The organism is Ruegeria sp. E1 (assembly GCF_056534225.1).
This window is the reverse complement of the sequence record NZ_JBQFPE010000004.1, coordinates 35820-51928: the sequence shown is the minus strand read 5'-3', so window position 1 is coordinate 51928 and position 16109 is coordinate 35820. Positions and strand designations below refer to the sequence as shown.

Here is a 16109-nt window from a genome sequence, read left to right as displayed (position 1 = left end):
GTCAGACCTTTTCCGACACCAGCTTTTCGATGCCCGCGATGATTTTCGCGACGTTCGAGATGTCAAAATCACTGGCAGTTGGCTCATTCGCGTTGAATGGAACCGAGATATCGAACTCTTCTTCGATGGCAAAGATGCTTTCGACCAGACCTAAGCTATCGATGCCCAGATCTTCGAGGGTGCTGTCGGGCGTTACATCCGATGGCTCCAGCACGGCCTGCTCTGCAATGATTGCGATGACGCGGTCGCTGATGCTCATGTCGTTCCCCTGATTGTCGCGTTGGGGATGATTTAATCGCTCTGGGGCTGTTTGAAAACAGCCTTTTTCAGCGCCGCAACGTCGTTGGCCAGACGTGGCAGACGGCGCTGAGCTTTGTAAATCTCGGTATGCGAGTCCATCTTGATGCCGGGGTAACCCATGATCACGCGGCCTGCTGGAACGTTGGACAGAATTTTTGTTCCGCCGCCCGCGATCACTCCGTCGCCTATAAAGATATTGTCCACCACGCCCGTCTGGCCACCAAGCACCACGTTATTGCCGATCTCAACTGAGCCGGACACGCCGGTCTGACCACATAGCAGACAATCGCGCCCAACACGCGTGTTATGACCGACATGAACAAGGTTATCAAGTTTGGACCCGCTGCCGATCACCGTATTGCGGATCGTGCCGTTATCGACGGTGCAATTGGCCCCGACCTCGACATCGTCACCAATTTCAACCGCGCCAAGCGAATGGATACGCAGCCAGCTTTGGGCCTTGGCCTCGCCCTGATCGCCCATGGTTTTCCGCGCATTTTCCGCGCCCGAGACCTCAGGTGTCACAAAGCTAAAACCGTCACCGCCAATGCGGGCACCGGGTTGTGCTATGAACCTGTCGCCGATCCGCGATCGCGCGCCGATGCTGACCATTTCGCGCAGAACGGCATTCTCTCCGATTGTGGCGTCCATACCGATGACGCAATGCGATCCAATCACCGAGCCCGCGCCAATCCGTGCCCGCGCGCCGATTACAGCCAGCGGGCCGACTGAAACATTAGCCCCCAATTCGGCGGTCGGATCGATAACAGCGGACGGGTGAACACCGGCAATCACGCCCTGCCCGCGATCCAGCATGGCGGTGATACCCGCCATCGCCATACGCGGTCGCCCAACGAAAATTGCGGCATCAAGTCCAAGTTTTTGCCAATCCGCCCCTTCCCACAAGACCGCCGCCCGTGCGTCGCCTTTAGCAAGCGCCTCGGCGTATTTTGGAGCCATAGCCATCGCCAGATCCGTGGGTCCTGCGTCCTGTGGTTCAGCCGCGCGCAGAATGGTCAGATCAATTTGCCCCTTGGCCTCGGCACCAAGCGACTGGGCGATTTGTTGAATTGTGAACTGCATGGCGGGCTTTCTTATTGCAGGGTTTGCCCCGTGATTACCCCTGAACGTCTGGCAGGACCACCCCCGCCTTTTGGAGCGCATCCCAGATTTTCCGATCCCGATCGTAAACGTCACGGCGGTACTGAACCTCACCTTTTGGACCGACATAGGCCGTGCGATAGATCAGATGCACCGGCACCGGCTTTTCGAGATCAACCTTGGTCTCTTTCCCGGTGTTCAGAACCCGGTGAAAGAACGCCTTGGGATTTTCCTCCTGCCGCGCCAGCAGCGCATAGGCAAATTCGAACGGTTGCGCCAGTCGGATACAGCCATGAGAGAACGCCCGCACTTCGCGCGCAAACAGAGATTTCTGAGGCGTATCATGCAGATAGATGTTATACTTGTTGGGGAACATGAATTTTACCAGCCCCAGCGCGTTGCTGTTGCTGGGCGGTTGACGCATCGAAAACGGGAAGTTCCGTGCGGTGAACTGCGTAAAGTCGACAGCGCCACGATTGACCTGCCGCCCACTGCGATCAGTGATCTGGATATGCCCCACCGCATTCGGGTTCGATTGCAGCTTCGGAAGATACTCTTTGGTGATGATCGAGCGTGGTACATACCAACTTGGGTTGATCACCATGTGCTCCATCTCGTCCGAGAACTCGGGGCTGCGGCGATCATGTACGTTCTTTCCGATAACCGCGCGGGTTTCGAACGTGACCTGGCCATCATCGACAATCTTGGCCGAGAAATCGGCCTGGTTCACCAGAATATGACGCTCACCCCGTTCTTCAGGCAACCAGCGTTCACGCTCCAATGCGACCATCACTGCCTTGAGGCGATCCGATGCCGAGCGGTTTAATTCAGTGATCGTCCCTTTTCCGGCAACACCATCTGCTTCAAGTCCATGAGCTGTCTGAAACGCCTGTACGGCTGCCATCAGATCATCGTCAAAGACCGGGCTCGCCGTTGGTTTGAGATACCCCATTGAAACCAGCCGATTGCGCAGCTTGATCACATTCGGTCCGGAATCGCCCCGCTCCAGTTTGGTCACAGGTACCGTTGCACCCCACCCGCCCTGGGCAATCAACTCTTGCAACAGCATCTTTTGTTTCATCAAAGCGCGATACTGCGAAGAGTCAGGGCCAAGTTGCCGGATATACTCGGCGGATTGACCGGTAACGAGTCGCCGCAAATGCTCAGAAGCCGGTTGCCGGTCGACCTTGCGCACCAAGCCATCATCAATCTTCGACGGCGTGACAATGCCAGCCTCCAGATCAGTCGCGTATTTGATAAATACCCGACTCAACTCGGCTTCGACCGCACCCAGATCGCGGGTGGTTCGGGCAGTTTCCATTTTTTCCAGCAAAGCCCGAACGTTGTAGCGGCCAGTTGGCAGCCCGTGCCGATCCGCATTGGAGAGCACCTTGACCAGAGCTGCCCGGCGCGCCTTGTGATCAGGCCCGGTTCCAACCCAAATGGGGTCATATCCGTTCTGCCGATAATACGCTGAAAGCGCAGAGTTCGATGCCGCGTTTTCCGCCAGCGCCATCTGAAACGCAGTTGAGCTAGTATCTGCATTGGCAACGCTCGCAGACAGCGCAAGGCTTAGGGCAAACAGGAAACGGGTACTGGTACGGGCAACGGATTGCATAGGATGACCTTGATTATTCAATAACTTGGACGCGCCATTCAGAGCGTAGGAAAAATAATGTTACGTGACTATGAACTTGTCTATTCACAAATGTATCACCAAACTGCATCTTTTGCATCCTGATGCGCGTTTGCATCTTGGTCTTTGGTCGCCGTCTGAAAACGCGGCGCAACCGCATCAATTGCGCAAAAAACTGCCGAAAATTCCCCCTTGAAATCAGCTAGGCGAAAGACTGCTTGGCTCGCGAATCCGAGTGTGCCATAAAATCCGCATCTGGGATGGGAAAAAATTAAGACAGCGCGCGTAACATCGTGCGCAGGCAGGAACAGTACGGGACGAAACAAAAATGACCAAGAGCAGTACCTCGGGCTTGACCCGGCGTGCCCTATTGGGCGCATTCGCCGCAACGGCAGTGGTCGCGGCACCGACTTATTCCAATGCAGCAGGATTCCTTCGTGGTGGCGGCGACATTCGCCGTATTCGCATGTATTCGGGTCGTACCGGCGAGCGCATCGACATGGTTTATTGGGTCGATGGAAAATACATCAAGGACGCCGTTAAGGAAGTGAACCACTTCATGCGTGATTGGCGTAATGATCAGGTCATGAAGATGGATCTGCGGACTATCGACATCATGGCCGCCTCGCACAACCTTCTGGATGCCAGCGAACCCTACATGCTTCTGTCAGGTTACCGTTCACCCAAGACCAACGCGATGTTGCGATCTCGGTCGCGCGGTGTGGCCCGCAATTCGCTGCACATGAAAGGTCAGGCGGCGGATCTTCGGCTAGCCTCGCGCTCCGTTTCACAAATGGCCAAGGCGGCGATGTCGTGTCGGGCGGGTGGCGTTGGCCAATACTACCGCTCGAACTTTGTTCACATGGACTGCGGCGATATCCGCACGTGGCGCGGTTAAGCTACCAAGCAACACTATTCGCTTGCTCCTCTTCGTCAATTTTCACTGGCGGCGTGCAAGACCCAAAAACCGTCTCATTTGATCGCTAAGGGAATCCGATGCGGATGCCCCGACATGTCAGAAAATGGACCACGTTACTCTTGTTTGGTGGCTTCGGAACCTTCCTTCTGCTTGGTGGGGAATTTAGCGGTGACCATAGCGCGTGCAGATTGAAATGTTTTTCATTGACGCTTCAGGAATGGGTGGATGACGGTCATCGAGTTTACGTAATCATCGGCCTCTATTTGACCGCGATATTCGGCTTTCTTTGGGACCATCTTTGACGGTCACATAACTTTATAGCGAGTTTACCTATCCGTCATTTCCCAAACTATGGGCCTTTGAACGCTCAGATCTTAGTCAAACCTGTGTTTCCAACCCAAAGTTCATGAAGGAACCACGGATCAGCGTAAGCTACGGAATTTCTGTTGGAAATGGCGCACCTGAGAGGATTCGAACCTCTGGCCTCTGCCTTCGGAGGGCAGCGCTCTATCCAGCTGAGCTACAGGTGCGTTGGAGGTTAGCTACCCTTGTTCCGGACGGGGTGCAACTGGAAATGCGCATCCCTCGCCATGGTTTCTGGGCTCGATCAGGCGAACAGATCATGCGCCAGTTCAAGTGCCTCGATCAATGTGTCAACCTCATCGGTCGTGTTATAAAGCCCAAAACTTGCGCGGCATGTCGCCGTTACGCCGAGATGATCCATAAGGGGTCCGGCGCAGTGATGACCGGCGCGAACGGCGACACCCTTTTTGTCCAGAATGGTCGACACGTCATGCGCATGTCCGGCCCCATCCAGCGTAAAGCTGAAAATCGCGGCCTTGTCGGCAGTTGTCCCCTGCACCTGAAGCCAATTCAAGCCGGTCAGGCGTTGCATCGCATAGTCGCGAAGCCCGGCTTCATGGGCAGCGATGCTTTCCATGCCCAGGTTCATAATATAGTCCAGCGCAGCACCCATACCGATGGTCTGAACAATTCCGGGGGTGCCAGCCTCGAACTTCATCGGCGGATCGTTGTAGATCACCTCATCCTTCGAGACTTCTTTGATCATGTCGCCGCCGCCGATGAATGGACGCATCTCGTTCATGCGGTCAGACTTAATGTAGATCGCGCCAGACCCTGAAGGACCATAGAGCTTGTGCCCGGTGATCGCATAGAAATCGCAGCCGATGTCCTGCACATTGACCGGCATGTGAACCGCGCCCTGACTGCCGTCGACCAGCACCGGCACGCCTTTGGCATGTGCCCCCTGCGTGATCGCCTTTACATCGACCACCGTACCCAGCACGTTCGAGCAATGCGTGACCGCGACAAGCTTGGTCTTCGGCCCGATCGCATCAATCACTGCCTGAGGATCCAAATGACCCGTCGTATCCACATCGATCCATTTGAGCACGACACCCTGTCGTTCGCGCAGGAAATGCCAGGGTACGATATTGGCGTGATGCTCCATCACGCTTAGGACGATCTCATCCCCGGCTCGCAGGCGTGGCATGGCCCAACCGTAGGCAACCAGATTGATCCCCTCGGTCGTACCGGAGTTCAGGACAATTTCATCCTCATCCGCGATACCCAAAAACCGCGCGACTGTACCACGAACGGACTCGTATTTTTCTGTTGCGAGATTAGAAAGATAGTGCAACCCTCTGTGAACATTTGAATATTCATGCGCGTAAGCCTGCGTGACCGCATCAATCACCACCTGTGGCTTTTGCGCCGAGGCGCCATTGTCCAGATAGGTCAGCGGCTTGCCGTTCACCTGCCGAGACAGGATCGGAAAGTCAGCGCGGATTTTCTGCACGTCGTACATGGACAGAGTTTCCCTATACAGGCCCGCCGGGGGTCAACCAAAGAACAAATGGCAGGGCCAGAACACCCGAGATAAGCATCACCAGAAACGATTTGCCAATCGAGGCGAACTTATGTGCCTCATTCAGGAAATGTAGAGTGATGTAAAGGCTTAGACCCAGCATCACCAAACTGGCGGGCAGAAACAGGAACGGGGTAAAGGCAACCGCCAGGATCACGATCGCCTGCCCTGAGATCTGCAATATCTGCAGCCAGACCACCAGCGTCATGATCTCAAAAAAAGATGCGGTGCCCCCCAAGAACCTGCCAACAAACAGAAATGTCACAACGCTGATCAGTATTGCGCTGACCGAAACGAACAACGTACGCGACATCGGCTCGGCCAGTTGCTGCGCACCGGATGAGTCCAGCGGCAGCACGAATCCCGAAGCGGATTGCACCAGCGCGTTCAGTATCACGGCAAGAAAGAAAGCCAACCAAAGCACATCGCCACCCAAGCGCATCGCCAACAGGCGCCGCGCAGCCTCAGCCGGGTTCGACAAGGTCAAAACGACCATATTCATCAATGTGGCGGAACTCATCCAGACGCCCCTTGCGCTTGCCTCAACCCCGAGAACCAGAACCAGAGGAAAATCGCAACCCATAACAGGCCAATCAGTGTTTGCGCAGCACCCGGGCCGATGAATCCTGCCACCAGACCGTTCAATAGTACCAGCGGTGCCGAAGCCAGCAGCGCCCAGAATAATGCAAGCCGCGCGCCATAGCTGGAACCTTTACCACCAAATGCCCGTGCGGCCAGATGCGAGACCCAGGCCAGTCCGTAGATCAGAAGCGGAAGGATAAAGACTGATCCCAGCAGAGCGCCGCCCATCAGCATGTTAAGTTCGGATCCTTCAAGGTGGGCCTGCCGCGCTAGGCCGGGCAACTGCGCGATAAAGCCGATCACGCAGAAGGCCATCACAAAGGCCAGCGCACGATCTTCGCGCGGGCCCATGTCCAGAAGGCGGCGCACAACCCGACCGGGGCCGCGATATGTGGCCACGATATCGCTTGTGACAGGCATCAGCGGCGGCGAGCCAGCCAGTCTTGCAGGCGGGATACGATGACAGATGCCAGTTCTTCGTCCTCGATTTCGTCGACAGCTTCGGCCAGAAAGGCCAGCGTCAGCATATCGGTCGCATCTTCGGTCGGCACACCACGCGAACGCAGATAGAACAAGGCCGTTTCATCGATCGCGCCCGATGTTGAGCCGTGCGAACACGCAACGTCATCGGCATAGATCTCAAGCTCGGGCTTGGCCAGAAACTGGCTGTCATCATCCAGCAGCAGCGACTGGCTGATCTGATACCCATCGGTTTTCTGAGCACCTTCCTTTACAAGGATCTTACCCTGAAATACGCCGGTCGCACCGTTGCGCAGTACCTTCTTGAACACCTGACGGCTTTCGCAGTTCACCGCATCATGGGTGATAAAAACCGTGTCATCGTGGTGAAAATCTCCGTCACCGACACAGGCACCGGCCACGTGCGCCACCGCATCATCACCGGTCAGTTCAACCACCTGTTCATTTCGGGTCAGAACGCCGTTAACCGTCAGCGTGAACGATTTGTATACCGATTCCTGCCCCATCCGCGTGAACATATGCGTGGCGGCGCGACGCTGATGATCGCGGCCCTGCGCGCGGATGTGATGCAGAGTGCCGCCATCTGCAATGTCGATCTCCATGCATTTGTTAAAGCGTGAGGCCGCAGGACCGTTTTCAAGGATCGTAACCTCGGCATCACTTTCGACGCGCACGATGTGATGCAGGATCGCATCCGATGTTTCGGACGCATGACGATAAATCAGGCTGATCGGCTTTGATGGTTTACCTGTCACATGAATCGCCACCCCATCCGAGGCGAACGCCGTGTTCAAAGCCGCCAGAGGTCGCTGCACCGGGCTCTGGCCGCGCGCTTCAAGAACGCCATATAACTCTTTGGCCCAATGAATATCTTTGCAGCAGATATCTTCCAACCGGTCGATTTTGACACCTTCCAGTTCCAGCTCATCCGACTCTTCCGGGCTAAAGACGCCATCAATAAAAACGATCTTCAGCCGATCGAATTCATGAAACATCATCGGCTCATCGGTGTGAAACAAAGCCGCTTCCGGAGCTTCGGCCGACACCAGTGTATCCGGCCGGGTATACTTCCAATACTCGTCCCGTCGACCTGGCAGGCCCATTTCCCGCACGCGGGCCAAAGCGGCCTCGCGTGCCTTACGGGTGCACCCGGCATCCGGCATGACCAGAGACGCCAGCCGCTCTTCTGTTGCGGTCTGTTTTGCTTGTGGCAATGCCATCAGTTCACCTCAGCCAGAATATCGGCATAACCGTTGTGTTCGACTTCCAGAGCCAGTTCAGGACCGCCGGATTTCACGATACGGCCATCGGCCATGATGTGAACAACATCGGGTTTGATGTGATCCAACAGACGCTGATAGTGCGTGATCACCAGAAAGCTGCGCCCTTCATCGCGCAGGGCATTCACGCCTTCGGATACCAGCTTCATCGCGTCCACATCCAGACCCGAATCCGTCTCATCCAGGATGCACATCTTTGGCTCGAGCATCGCCATCTGCAGGATTTCGTTACGCTTTTTCTCACCGCCCGAGAAACCCACATTGACCGGACGCTTTAGCATATCCGCATCGATTTTCAGCGATTTCGCCTTGGCCCGGATGATTTTCAGGAAATCCGCTGCCGACAGCTCCTCTTCGCCGCGAGCCTTGCGCTGAGCGTTCACGGCGGTGCGCAGGAAGGTCATGTTGCCAACGCCGGGGATTTCAACCGGGTATTGAAACGCCAGAAACAGACCTGCGGCCGCACGCTCTTCCGGTTCCAGTTCCAAAAGATCTTCATCATCCAATGTCGCAGAACCGTTGGTCACTTCGTACCCGTCGCGACCCGACAGCACATAGCTGAGCGTCGATTTCCCCGACCCGTTTGGCCCCATGATCGCATGAACACTTCCGGCCTCGACCGTCAGGTCCACGCCCTTGAGGATCTCTTTTTCTTCTTCCTCAAGTTTGACGTGCAGGTTTTTGATTTCCAGCATTTCTTTGTCCTTTTGCGTGTCGCAAAGAGCCTGCGGCCCCAGATAATTTTTATCCCAGCGCCTTACGGATCAGACGCGCTGCAATCCAACCAAGGATTGCACCGCCGCCAATCGCCCAGACCGGGTTGATGAATTCGAAATAGTTGATGTTGACATAAGCCACGCCCAGCAAACCGCCCAGAACCGGCAGGGCATAGCCAAGCCAGATCAGCACATCATCCTTTTGGATGCGGGTCCGGGGCGTGCGCGCCATCAGCCAACCGACCCTTCCAGAGAAATTGCCACGAGCTGCTGCGCTTCCATCGCAAATTCCATCGGCAGCGCCTGCAGGACGTCCTTGCAGAACCCGTTGACGACAAGCGCCACGGCTTCTTCTTCGTCCATACCGCGCTGACGGCAATAGAACAGCTGGTCGTCATCCACCTTGGACGTCGTCGCCTCGTGTTCCACGCGTGAGGAGTTGTTGCGAACCTCGATGTAAGGCACTGTATGTGCGCCACATTTGTCTCCGATCAGCAAACTGTCGCACTGCGTATAGTTGCGGCTGTCTTTGGCCTTGGGGTGCATCGACACCAGCCCGCGATAGGTGTTCTGCGCCTTGCCCGCACTGATGCCCTTAGACACGATCCGCGACTTGGTATTCTTGCCCAGATGCACCATCTTCGTGCCGGTATCGGCCTGCTGATAGTTGTTGGCGATCGCGATCGAATAGAACTCACCCTGACTGTCATCCCCGCGCAGGATGCAGGACGGGTATTTCCAGGTCACGGCCGAGCCGGTTTCAACCTGCGTCCACATCACCTTGGACCGGTCGCCCCGGCAATCGGCGCGCTTGGTCACGAAGTTATAGATACCACCCTTGCCGTTTTCATCCCCGGGGAACCAGTTCTGAACGGTCGAGTATTTCACCTCGGCGTCTTCTTCGATGATGATCTCGACCACCGCGGCGTGCAGCTGCGCAGTGTCGCGCTGTGGTGCAGTGCAGCCTTCCAGGTACGAGACGTAAGAGCCCTTGTCGGCGATGATCAGCGTGCGTTCGAACTGGCCGGTATTCTCGGCATTAATACGGAAATACGTGCTCAGCTCCATCGGACAGCGCACACCCGGCGGGACGTAGACGAACGAACCGTCCGAGAAGACGGCTGAGTTCAGCGTGGCATAGAAGTTGTCCGAAACCGGCACAACGGTGCCGAGATACTTCTTCACCAGTTCAGGATGTTCGCGGATCGCCTCGGAGATCGAGCAGAAGATCACCCCGGCCTTCTTCAATTCGGCCTGAAAAGTTGTACCAACCGAAACCGAGTCAAACACGGCGTCTACCGCAACCTTGCGGCCCTCAGCCGGGGCGTCTTCCGCACCTTCGACGCCTGCCAAAATCATTTGCTCTTTCAGTGGGATACCCAGCTTTTCGTATGTGGCCAAAAGCTTGGGGTCAACCTCGTCCAGCGACTTCGGCTTCTCCTCCATCGATTTCGGACGGGCATAGTAATACTGGTCCTGAAAATCGATCTTGGGATAGCTGACCATGGCCCAGTTGGGTTCTTCCATCTTGGTCCAGCGTTCGAAGGCAGCAAGCCGCCATTCGGTCATCCACTCTGGCTCATCATTCTTGTCCGAGATCAGACGGACGATATCCGGATTCACGCCTTTGGGCGCGTATTCCATCTCGATATCGGTTTCCCAACCGTATTTGTAGGTTCCGACCTCGCGCACCGCATCCACGGTTTCCTGATCGACACCTTCTTTTACCTGGGTCTGGTCCAAAGCGGCCATAAGACACCCTCCGTCAGATCACGCGGCCCGCGCGCGATGGTTCTTTTGTTTTTCCAACCACGTTTCGGCGAAACGCAGCACATCTTCTTCCGTCGTCTCTGGCCCCAGCGAAACACGTATCGCGCTGCCAGCCGTCAGTTCGTCGTATCCCATCGCGGTCAGCACGTTGCTGGCGCGCACCTTGCCGCTGGAACAAGCCGAGCCAGCGCTTATCGCAAACCCTGACAAATCCATTTGCATGACCTGCGTTTCACCCTTCCAACCGGGGGTCGCAAAACACAGAGTGTTCGGCAGGCGCTCGCACCCTTTCCCGACAAAAATAGTCGATTGCGAACTAGCCTCAAGGGCCTTTTCTAGAATATTTCTAAGTTCTTCAACTTTTTCCCAAACGCCATTTGCCAAATCCGTTGCTGCTGCTTCGGCTGCAGCCCCGAACCCACTAATTCCAATGACATTTTCTGTTCCGGATCGACGGCCCATTTCCTGACCACCGCCTTTGATCTGGGCTGGAATATCTGTGCCGCGCTTCATCACCACAGCTCCGACACCCTTGGGACCACCCATCTTGTGCGCCGAAATCAGCGCCATATCGGCACCCAACCAGTTAAATGCCAGCGGCAGCTTGCCAAAAGCTTGCGTTGCGTCGGTCACTGCCAGCCCCGATGGCAACGATTGAACAATCCCGGTTTCCGAGTTGGCCAGCTGCAAAACAGAGCTAGACGGTTCGGTGACCTTGACCTGGCCATCCTGTGAGACTGGTAAAATACTTTTAACCCAAGCTCTTACGGCGTCATGCTCAATCTCAGCACCTTGCAACTCGCGACCAGCCAACGCCAAGGCAGCCCCCTCGGTCGAGCCAGAGGTAAAAACCACATCCGCGCCGTCTGCGCCAAACGCCGCCGCGACCTGCGCGCGCGCCTTTTCAACCAACGCCTTGGCCGCGCGCCCTTCAGCATGGACCGAGGACGGGTTTCCACAGATATCCATAGCTGCGATCATCGCCGCCCGCGCCTCGGGGCGTAGAGGCGTCGTTGCATTATGATCCAGATAAACACGCCTCATAGATGCACCTTTTCCGGTGTTCCCCGAATAAAATGGTTTAAATTCGAACAGCGCATCACATCAGTCGTCCACAACAGCGAACAGGTTTGGAACGGCTGGACATGGCGCAAGGTCATTTCTGATGACATCCGACAGCCGGGTTTGGTGCAGGAACACATAGACATGCGCGCTCAGGCTTTCCCACAGTCGATTCGTAAGCGACTGTGCGCGACTACCGGATGACCCGCCCGAGGCACCTGCACCTTTGTGCATGGCGTCCACCGTTTCATCTACGGCTGACAAAATTTCGACCACACGAATATCTGACGCTGGGCGCGACAGGCGGTATCCCCCACCCGGACCACGCACCGAAGCCACAAGCTCGGCGCGGCGTAGCTTTACAAAGAGCTGTTCGAGATATGGCAGCGAGATATCCTGACGCTCGGAAATCTCGCCCAGCGTGACCAATCTTTCTGATGGCTGCAAAGCGATGTCAGCCAGGGCAACCATCGCGTAACGGCCTTTGGTTGACAGCTTCATATCATCCCCTCGCGGCAAGATTGGTGCGAAAACATTGACGCCGCCGCAGCCAGTGCGTATCTCCGACTGACAGCGCCATCGCGCAATGCGAAAACAATTAGAACCGTTCTAAGGTACCCGAGGATTACCGTCAAGTATATCCCGGTGCCAATGAGAAAAAGACAGGACAAAAGCCCATATGCCCGAGGTGATTTTTCCCGGACCCGAAGGCCGCCTGGAAGGCCGCTACCACCCGCAAAAGGAAAAAGACGCACCGATCGCCATCGTTCTGCATCCGCATCCTCAGTTCGGCGGAACCATGAACAACAAGGTGGTCTATAATCTGCACTACGCCTTTTACAACATGGGCTTTACCGTGTTGCGGTTCAATTTCCGGGGCGTTGGGCGCAGCCAGGGTGAGTATGATCAGGGCATAGGCGAGCTAAGCGACGCAGCCTCGGCACTGGATTACCTGCAGTCGATGAACAACAATTCGAAACACTGCTGGGTTGCTGGCTTTTCGTTCGGCGCGTGGATCGGAATGCAACTGCTGATGCGTCGCCCCGAGATTACTGGATTTATCAGTGTCTCCCCCCCGGCAAACATGTACGATTTTTCGTTCCTGGCACCCTGTCCATCCTCGGGGCTGATCATCAACGGGTCGTCCGACCGCGTTGCGCCGCCCGCTGACACAGCTTCGCTGGTTGGGAAACTGCACGAGCAAAAGGGCATCACAATCACTCATAACGAGGTCGAAGGTGCGGATCACTTTTTCCAAGACCGCCACATGGACACTCTGATGACCGATGTGACCGACTACGTGAAACGCCGCCTGACCGAGACCACAAGATAATGTCTGACACCATTACCACGCTGGCCGCCAAGCTGGCCGAAGACACCATGAAGGTAATGGACGAAACCGGCGAGGATCGTTTCTTTGTCGAGGTCGGAGAGGTTTTGGGTGCATCCTCGCAATCGCTGGAAGAGGCTTTTTTGACCGAAATCCGCGTGCGCATGGCGGAACGTAAGGCCCGGCAATTCGTTGTGCAGAAACTGACCGATCATCGGTCAAGACTGAAAGCCATCGAAAAACAATGAGCCTTGCAAGCTAAGCACACAAAAAAAGGAGCTCAAAAGCTCCTTTTTTAGTTTTTCGGCCATGTGGACGCTTAAACCTGAATACCCGTTAACCGTTCAACATTCTGGGCTGCATCCATGTCGACGGACCCCCCGTCTGCAAGCCACCCCAGCGCCACGATCAGAACCGAAATCACAACGATATATTTGGCAAATGTCGTCATTTTCTAAAACTCGAAACAACTTTTACTCGTAAACACTTAGACGCATAGCACGCTTTCCCAAGTGCCGGATAGTCGGGTTTACCTGACCTTAAGGAAGTCTTACCCCAAACCAAAAGTTGGATTTTGCTTGCCTAAATCTCGGTTTCTGTGATCAACCCGGACCGAGACCTAGGAAAGACTGCGCCGTGTTGAAACCCTATTTGATTCTGTTGCTCGCCGTTGTCGCCGAAACCGCCGGAACCACAGCCTTGCAGGCCAGCCAGCAATTTACGCGGTTCTGGCCATCGGTGCTGGTCGTGGTCGGTTATGGCTGTGCATTCTATTTATTGGCGTTGACTCTGAAAGTCATGCCGGTCGGGATCGTCTACGCGATCTGGTCTGGGCTTGGCATCTTCCTGATCGCCATAATCGGTTATCTGGTTTTTGGGCAGAGACTGGATTTGCCCGCAATCCTCGGTCTGACTTTGATATTGACCGGAATCCTTGTCATTCACCTGTTTTCGAGCACGGCAAGTCACTGAACGCCGGTTAGGGCTGGTAACTTTGGCCGCGCCGCGTTATGCGCGCGGCAACTTCCCGTTCAAAGGCTGACCTCTCATGGACCTGCGCAATATCGCAATCATCGCTCACGTGGACCACGGCAAAACGACCCTGGTGGACGAGCTGCTCAAACAATCCGGTGCGTTCCGGGAAAATCAGGCTGTGGCCGAACGTGCCATGGACAGCAACGATCTTGAACGAGAGCGTGGGATTACCATTCTGGCCAAAGCCACATCGGTCGAATGGAAGGGCACTCGTATCAATATCGTCGACACCCCCGGCCACGCCGATTTCGGCGGAGAAGTCGAGCGGATCCTCAGCATGGTGGACGGGGTTGTCCTGCTGGTTGATGCTGCGGAAGGCCCAATGCCACAGACCAAGTTCGTGACCTCCAAGGCGCTCGCGTTGGGCTTGCGCCCGATCGTCGTGCTGAACAAGGTCGACAAGCCTGATGCGGAACCGGATCGGGCACTGGACGAATGCTTTGATCTTTTTGCCAACCTTGGCGCAGATGATGATCAGCTGGACTTCCCCGCGATGTATGCCTCAGGCCGTTCGGGTTGGGCAGATATGGAGTTGGACGGACCTCGCAAGGATCTGACCGCGCTGTTTGACCTTGTGGTCGATCACGTCCCTGCCCCGCAACAGGCGGAACGCAAAGACGAGCCGTTTCGGATGCTGGCAACCACGCTCGGAAGCGACCCGTTCATTGGGCGCATTCTGACCGGTCGCGTCGAAAGTGGGACGTTGAAGGCGGGCGATACGCTCAAGGCCCTCAGCCGCGATGGCAGCCTGATCGAAAACTTCCGTGCCTCGAAAATTCTGGCCTTCCGTGGCCTCAGCCAACAGCCCATCGACGTGGCTGAAGCGGGCGATATCGTCACCATCGCAGGAATGAGCAAAGCGACCGTAGCGGATTCGCTGGTCGCGCCGCAGGTTGATGAAGCCCTGCCCGCCCAGCCGATCGATCCGCCCACCATCACCGTGACATTCGGTATCAACGACTCGCCGCTGGCCGGTCGCGATGGCAAGAAGGTTCAGTCGCGTGTGATCCGCGACCGTCTAATGAAAGAAGCCGAATCCAACGTCGCCATCCGTATTACCGACACCCCCAGCGGCGAAGCCTTCGAGGTTGCGGGTCGCGGCGAATTGCAAATGGGCGTTCTGATCGAGAACATGCGCCGCGAAGGCTTCGAGCTTAGTATCTCGCGCCCGCAGGTTCTGTTTCGCGAGGAAGACGGCCAGCGGTTGGAGCCTGTTGAAGAAGTCACAATCGACGTTGATGACGAGTTCTCGGGTGCCGTGATCGAAAAGATCACTGGCGCTCGCAAAGGTGAGTTGGTCGAAATGCGCCCCGCCGGAGCAGGCAAAACCCGTATCATCGCGCATGTGCCATCACGAGGTCTGATCGGCTATCACGGAGAGTTTCTGACAGATACGCGCGGAACCGGCGTTTTGAACCGCGTGTTCCATGACTGGTCCGCCCACAAGGGCCAAATACCGGGCCGCCGCGCGGGCGTTCTGATCTCGATGGAAAACGGACAAGCCGTGGCCTATGCGCTTTGGAACCTTGAAGAGCGTGGTCGTATGTTCGTTGGCCCACAAGCCAACGTCTATCAGGGCATGATCATTGGCGAGCATTCGCGCGACAACGACCTAGAGGTGAACCCGCTGAAAGGTAAAAAGCTGACCAACGTGCGCGCCAGTGGATCGGATGACGCGGTACGCCTGACCCCGCACGTGCAATTCTCGCTGGAAGAAGCCATTGCCTATATCGACGATGATGAATTGGTCGAGGTAACGCCAAATGCAATTCGTCTGCGTAAACGTTATCTCGACCCTCACGAGCGCAAGCGCATGTCCAAGGTCGCGTGAATCTGTTTCCAGATTTCGAACAATGCCACGTTTGTGACATTTTTGCCCCCTTAAAGAAAATACGCACATTTCAGAGACCCGGCCAAATGCCGGGTTTTCTTATTGTTTATCAATGTCCTTCTATCTTGAGTTGCAACTTATTGAAATCATTCTGCTCGCTGTATTCTTGCAAATCAGGC

At 55.9% G+C, this 16109-nt stretch carries 18 protein-coding genes and 1 tRNA gene; 5 read left to right on the top strand and 14 right to left on the bottom strand.

All coding sequences use genetic code 11. The features are described from left to right. Position 1: 1 nt before the first annotated feature. Genes ACR0FG_RS05730 through ACR0FG_RS05720 form a run of 3 tightly spaced genes read right to left on the bottom strand, consistent with a single transcriptional unit; the run spans position 2 to position 3019 of the window. Complete coding sequence (locus tag ACR0FG_RS05730; protein WP_170711547.1) at positions 2–259, bottom strand: acyl carrier protein; 258 nt, start codon at positions 257–259, stop codon at positions 2–4. A 32-nt stretch (positions 260–291) separates the two neighbouring features. Then, a complete protein-coding gene (lpxD, locus tag ACR0FG_RS05725; protein WP_480890982.1) occupies positions 292–1383 on the bottom strand; it encodes a UDP-3-O-(3-hydroxymyristoyl)glucosamine N-acyltransferase in 1092 nt (363 codons plus the stop codon). Positions 1384–1417: 34 nt separating this feature from the next. Further along, a complete protein-coding gene (locus ACR0FG_RS05720; RefSeq protein ID WP_480890979.1) occupies positions 1418–3019 on the bottom strand; it encodes a L,D-transpeptidase family protein in 1602 nt (533 codons plus the stop codon). Between the two features lie 346 nt (positions 3020–3365). On the opposite strand from ACR0FG_RS05720, the gene mepK reads away from it, so the two are divergent. Then, positions 3366–3935, top strand: coding sequence for a peptidoglycan L,D-endopeptidase MepK (gene mepK, locus ACR0FG_RS05715; RefSeq protein WP_170711550.1), 570 nt, complete (start codon positions 3366–3368; stop codon positions 3933–3935). A 474-nt stretch (positions 3936–4409) separates the two neighbouring features. Here mepK and ACR0FG_RS05710 read toward each other — a convergent pair. From ACR0FG_RS05710 to iscR, 10 genes are all read right to left on the bottom strand, one after another. Further along, positions 4410–4486: transfer RNA gene (locus ACR0FG_RS05710), tRNA-Arg, on the bottom strand. A gap of 77 nt (positions 4487–4563) precedes the next feature. Then, a complete protein-coding gene (locus ACR0FG_RS05705) occupies positions 4564–5784 on the bottom strand; it encodes a cysteine desulfurase (RefSeq protein WP_480890977.1) in 1221 nt (406 codons plus the stop codon). A 13-nt stretch (positions 5785–5797) separates the two neighbouring features. Next, a complete protein-coding gene (locus ACR0FG_RS05700) occupies positions 5798–6364 on the bottom strand; it encodes a Yip1 family protein (RefSeq protein ID WP_480890975.1) in 567 nt (188 codons plus the stop codon). Continuing rightward, a complete protein-coding gene (locus ACR0FG_RS05695) occupies positions 6361–6846 on the bottom strand; it encodes a YIP1 family protein (protein WP_170711561.1) in 486 nt (161 codons plus the stop codon). Before ACR0FG_RS05695 ends, ACR0FG_RS05700 begins: the two co-directional genes overlap by 4 nt. Then, positions 6846–8126 carry a Fe-S cluster assembly protein SufD gene (gene sufD, locus ACR0FG_RS05690; protein WP_480890973.1) on the bottom strand — a complete coding sequence of 427 codons (1281 nt, stop codon included), beginning with the start codon at positions 8124–8126 and terminating at the stop codon, positions 6846–6848. The genes ACR0FG_RS05695 and sufD overlap by 1 nt, the downstream gene beginning before the upstream one ends. Further along, positions 8126–8881, bottom strand: a complete 756-nt coding sequence (gene sufC, locus ACR0FG_RS05685) for a Fe-S cluster assembly ATPase SufC (RefSeq protein ID WP_480890971.1) — start codon at positions 8879–8881, stop codon at positions 8126–8128. The genes sufD and sufC overlap by 1 nt, the downstream gene beginning before the upstream one ends. A gap of 49 nt (positions 8882–8930) precedes the next feature. Beyond that, on the bottom strand, positions 8931–9134 hold the full coding sequence (locus ACR0FG_RS05680; protein WP_480890969.1) for a hypothetical protein: 204 nt from the start codon (positions 9132–9134) through the stop codon (positions 8931–8933). Next, positions 9134–10654 carry a Fe-S cluster assembly protein SufB gene (gene sufB, locus ACR0FG_RS05675; RefSeq protein ID WP_170711565.1) on the bottom strand — a complete coding sequence of 507 codons (1521 nt, stop codon included), beginning with the start codon at positions 10652–10654 and terminating at the stop codon, positions 9134–9136. The genes ACR0FG_RS05680 and sufB overlap by 1 nt, the downstream gene beginning before the upstream one ends. A gap of 18 nt (positions 10655–10672) precedes the next feature. Then, the gene (locus ACR0FG_RS05670) at positions 10673–11716 is read right to left on the bottom strand and encodes a cysteine desulfurase family protein (protein ID WP_480890966.1); all 1044 of its coding nucleotides are present in this window, start codon (positions 11714–11716) and stop codon (positions 10673–10675) included. 60 nt (positions 11717–11776) lie between these two features. Continuing rightward, entirely contained in the window at positions 11777–12235 is a 459-nt protein-coding gene (iscR, locus tag ACR0FG_RS05665; RefSeq protein WP_170711567.1) for a Fe-S cluster assembly transcriptional regulator IscR, read from the bottom strand. 178 nt (positions 12236–12413) lie between these two features. On the opposite strand from iscR, the gene ACR0FG_RS05660 reads away from it, so the two are divergent. Together ACR0FG_RS05660 and ACR0FG_RS05655 are read left to right on the top strand one after the other, a co-directional pair. Further along, complete coding sequence (locus tag ACR0FG_RS05660; RefSeq protein WP_170711568.1) at positions 12414–13067, top strand: alpha/beta hydrolase; 654 nt, start codon at positions 12414–12416, stop codon at positions 13065–13067. Next, a complete protein-coding gene (locus tag ACR0FG_RS05655; protein ID WP_170711569.1) occupies positions 13067–13312 on the top strand; it encodes a hypothetical protein in 246 nt (81 codons plus the stop codon). The genes ACR0FG_RS05660 and ACR0FG_RS05655 overlap by 1 nt, the downstream gene beginning before the upstream one ends. A 71-nt stretch (positions 13313–13383) precedes the next feature. On the opposite strand, the gene ACR0FG_RS05650 is transcribed toward ACR0FG_RS05655, so the two are convergent. After that, positions 13384–13515, bottom strand: a complete 132-nt coding sequence (locus ACR0FG_RS05650) for a hypothetical protein (protein ID WP_480890964.1) — start codon at positions 13513–13515, stop codon at positions 13384–13386. Between the two features lie 185 nt (positions 13516–13700). On the opposite strand from ACR0FG_RS05650, the gene ACR0FG_RS05645 reads away from it, so the two are divergent. Both ACR0FG_RS05645 and typA read left to right on the top strand, forming a co-directional pair. Next, positions 13701–14036: an SMR family transporter gene (locus ACR0FG_RS05645; protein ID WP_480890962.1), complete on the top strand. Its 336-nt coding sequence runs from the start codon at positions 13701–13703 to the stop codon at positions 14034–14036. Between the two features lie 76 nt (positions 14037–14112). Beyond that, positions 14113–15930 carry a translational GTPase TypA gene (gene typA, locus ACR0FG_RS05640; protein ID WP_480890960.1) on the top strand — a complete coding sequence of 606 codons (1818 nt, stop codon included), beginning with the start codon at positions 14113–14115 and terminating at the stop codon, positions 15928–15930. Positions 15931–16109: the final 179 nt, after the last annotated feature.

Bases quoted from the DNA above. Each gene is read 5' to 3' on its own strand.
- ACR0FG_RS05730 (WP_170711547.1), bottom strand. From the start codon at position 259: ATGAGCATCAGCGACCGCGTCATCGCAATCATTGCAGAGCAGGCCGTG.
- lpxD (WP_480890982.1), bottom strand. From the start codon at position 1,383: ATGCAGTTCACAATTCAACAAATCGCCCAGTCGCTTGGTGCCGAGGCC.
- ACR0FG_RS05720 (WP_480890979.1), bottom strand. From the start codon at position 3,019: ATGCAATCCGTTGCCCGTACCAGTACCCGTTTCCTGTTTGCCCTAAGC.
- mepK (WP_170711550.1), top strand. From the start codon at position 3,366: ATGACCAAGAGCAGTACCTCGGGCTTGACCCGGCGTGCCCTATTGGGC.
- ACR0FG_RS05705 (WP_480890977.1), bottom strand. From the start codon at position 5,784: ATGTACGACGTGCAGAAAATCCGCGCTGACTTTCCGATCCTGTCTCGG.
- ACR0FG_RS05700 (WP_480890975.1), bottom strand. From the start codon at position 6,364: ATGAGTTCCGCCACATTGATGAATATGGTCGTTTTGACCTTGTCGAAC.
- ACR0FG_RS05695 (WP_170711561.1), bottom strand. From the start codon at position 6,846: ATGCCTGTCACAAGCGATATCGTGGCCACATATCGCGGCCCCGGTCGG.
- sufD (WP_480890973.1), bottom strand. From the start codon at position 8,126: ATGGCATTGCCACAAGCAAAACAGACCGCAACAGAAGAGCGGCTGGCG.
- sufC (WP_480890971.1), bottom strand. From the start codon at position 8,881: ATGCTGGAAATCAAAAACCTGCACGTCAAACTTGAGGAAGAAGAAAAA.
- ACR0FG_RS05680 (WP_480890969.1), bottom strand. From the start codon at position 9,134: ATGGCGCGCACGCCCCGGACCCGCATCCAAAAGGATGATGTGCTGATC.
- sufB (WP_170711565.1), bottom strand. From the start codon at position 10,654: ATGGCCGCTTTGGACCAGACCCAGGTAAAAGAAGGTGTCGATCAGGAA.
- ACR0FG_RS05670 (WP_480890966.1), bottom strand. From the start codon at position 11,716: ATGAGGCGTGTTTATCTGGATCATAATGCAACGACGCCTCTACGCCCC.
- iscR (WP_170711567.1), bottom strand. From the start codon at position 12,235: ATGAAGCTGTCAACCAAAGGCCGTTACGCGATGGTTGCCCTGGCTGAC.
- ACR0FG_RS05660 (WP_170711568.1), top strand. From the start codon at position 12,414: ATGCCCGAGGTGATTTTTCCCGGACCCGAAGGCCGCCTGGAAGGCCGC.
- ACR0FG_RS05655 (WP_170711569.1), top strand. From the start codon at position 13,067: ATGTCTGACACCATTACCACGCTGGCCGCCAAGCTGGCCGAAGACACC.
- ACR0FG_RS05650 (WP_480890964.1), bottom strand. From the start codon at position 13,515: ATGACGACATTTGCCAAATATATCGTTGTGATTTCGGTTCTGATCGTG.
- typA (WP_480890960.1), top strand. From the start codon at position 14,113: ATGGACCTGCGCAATATCGCAATCATCGCTCACGTGGACCACGGCAAA.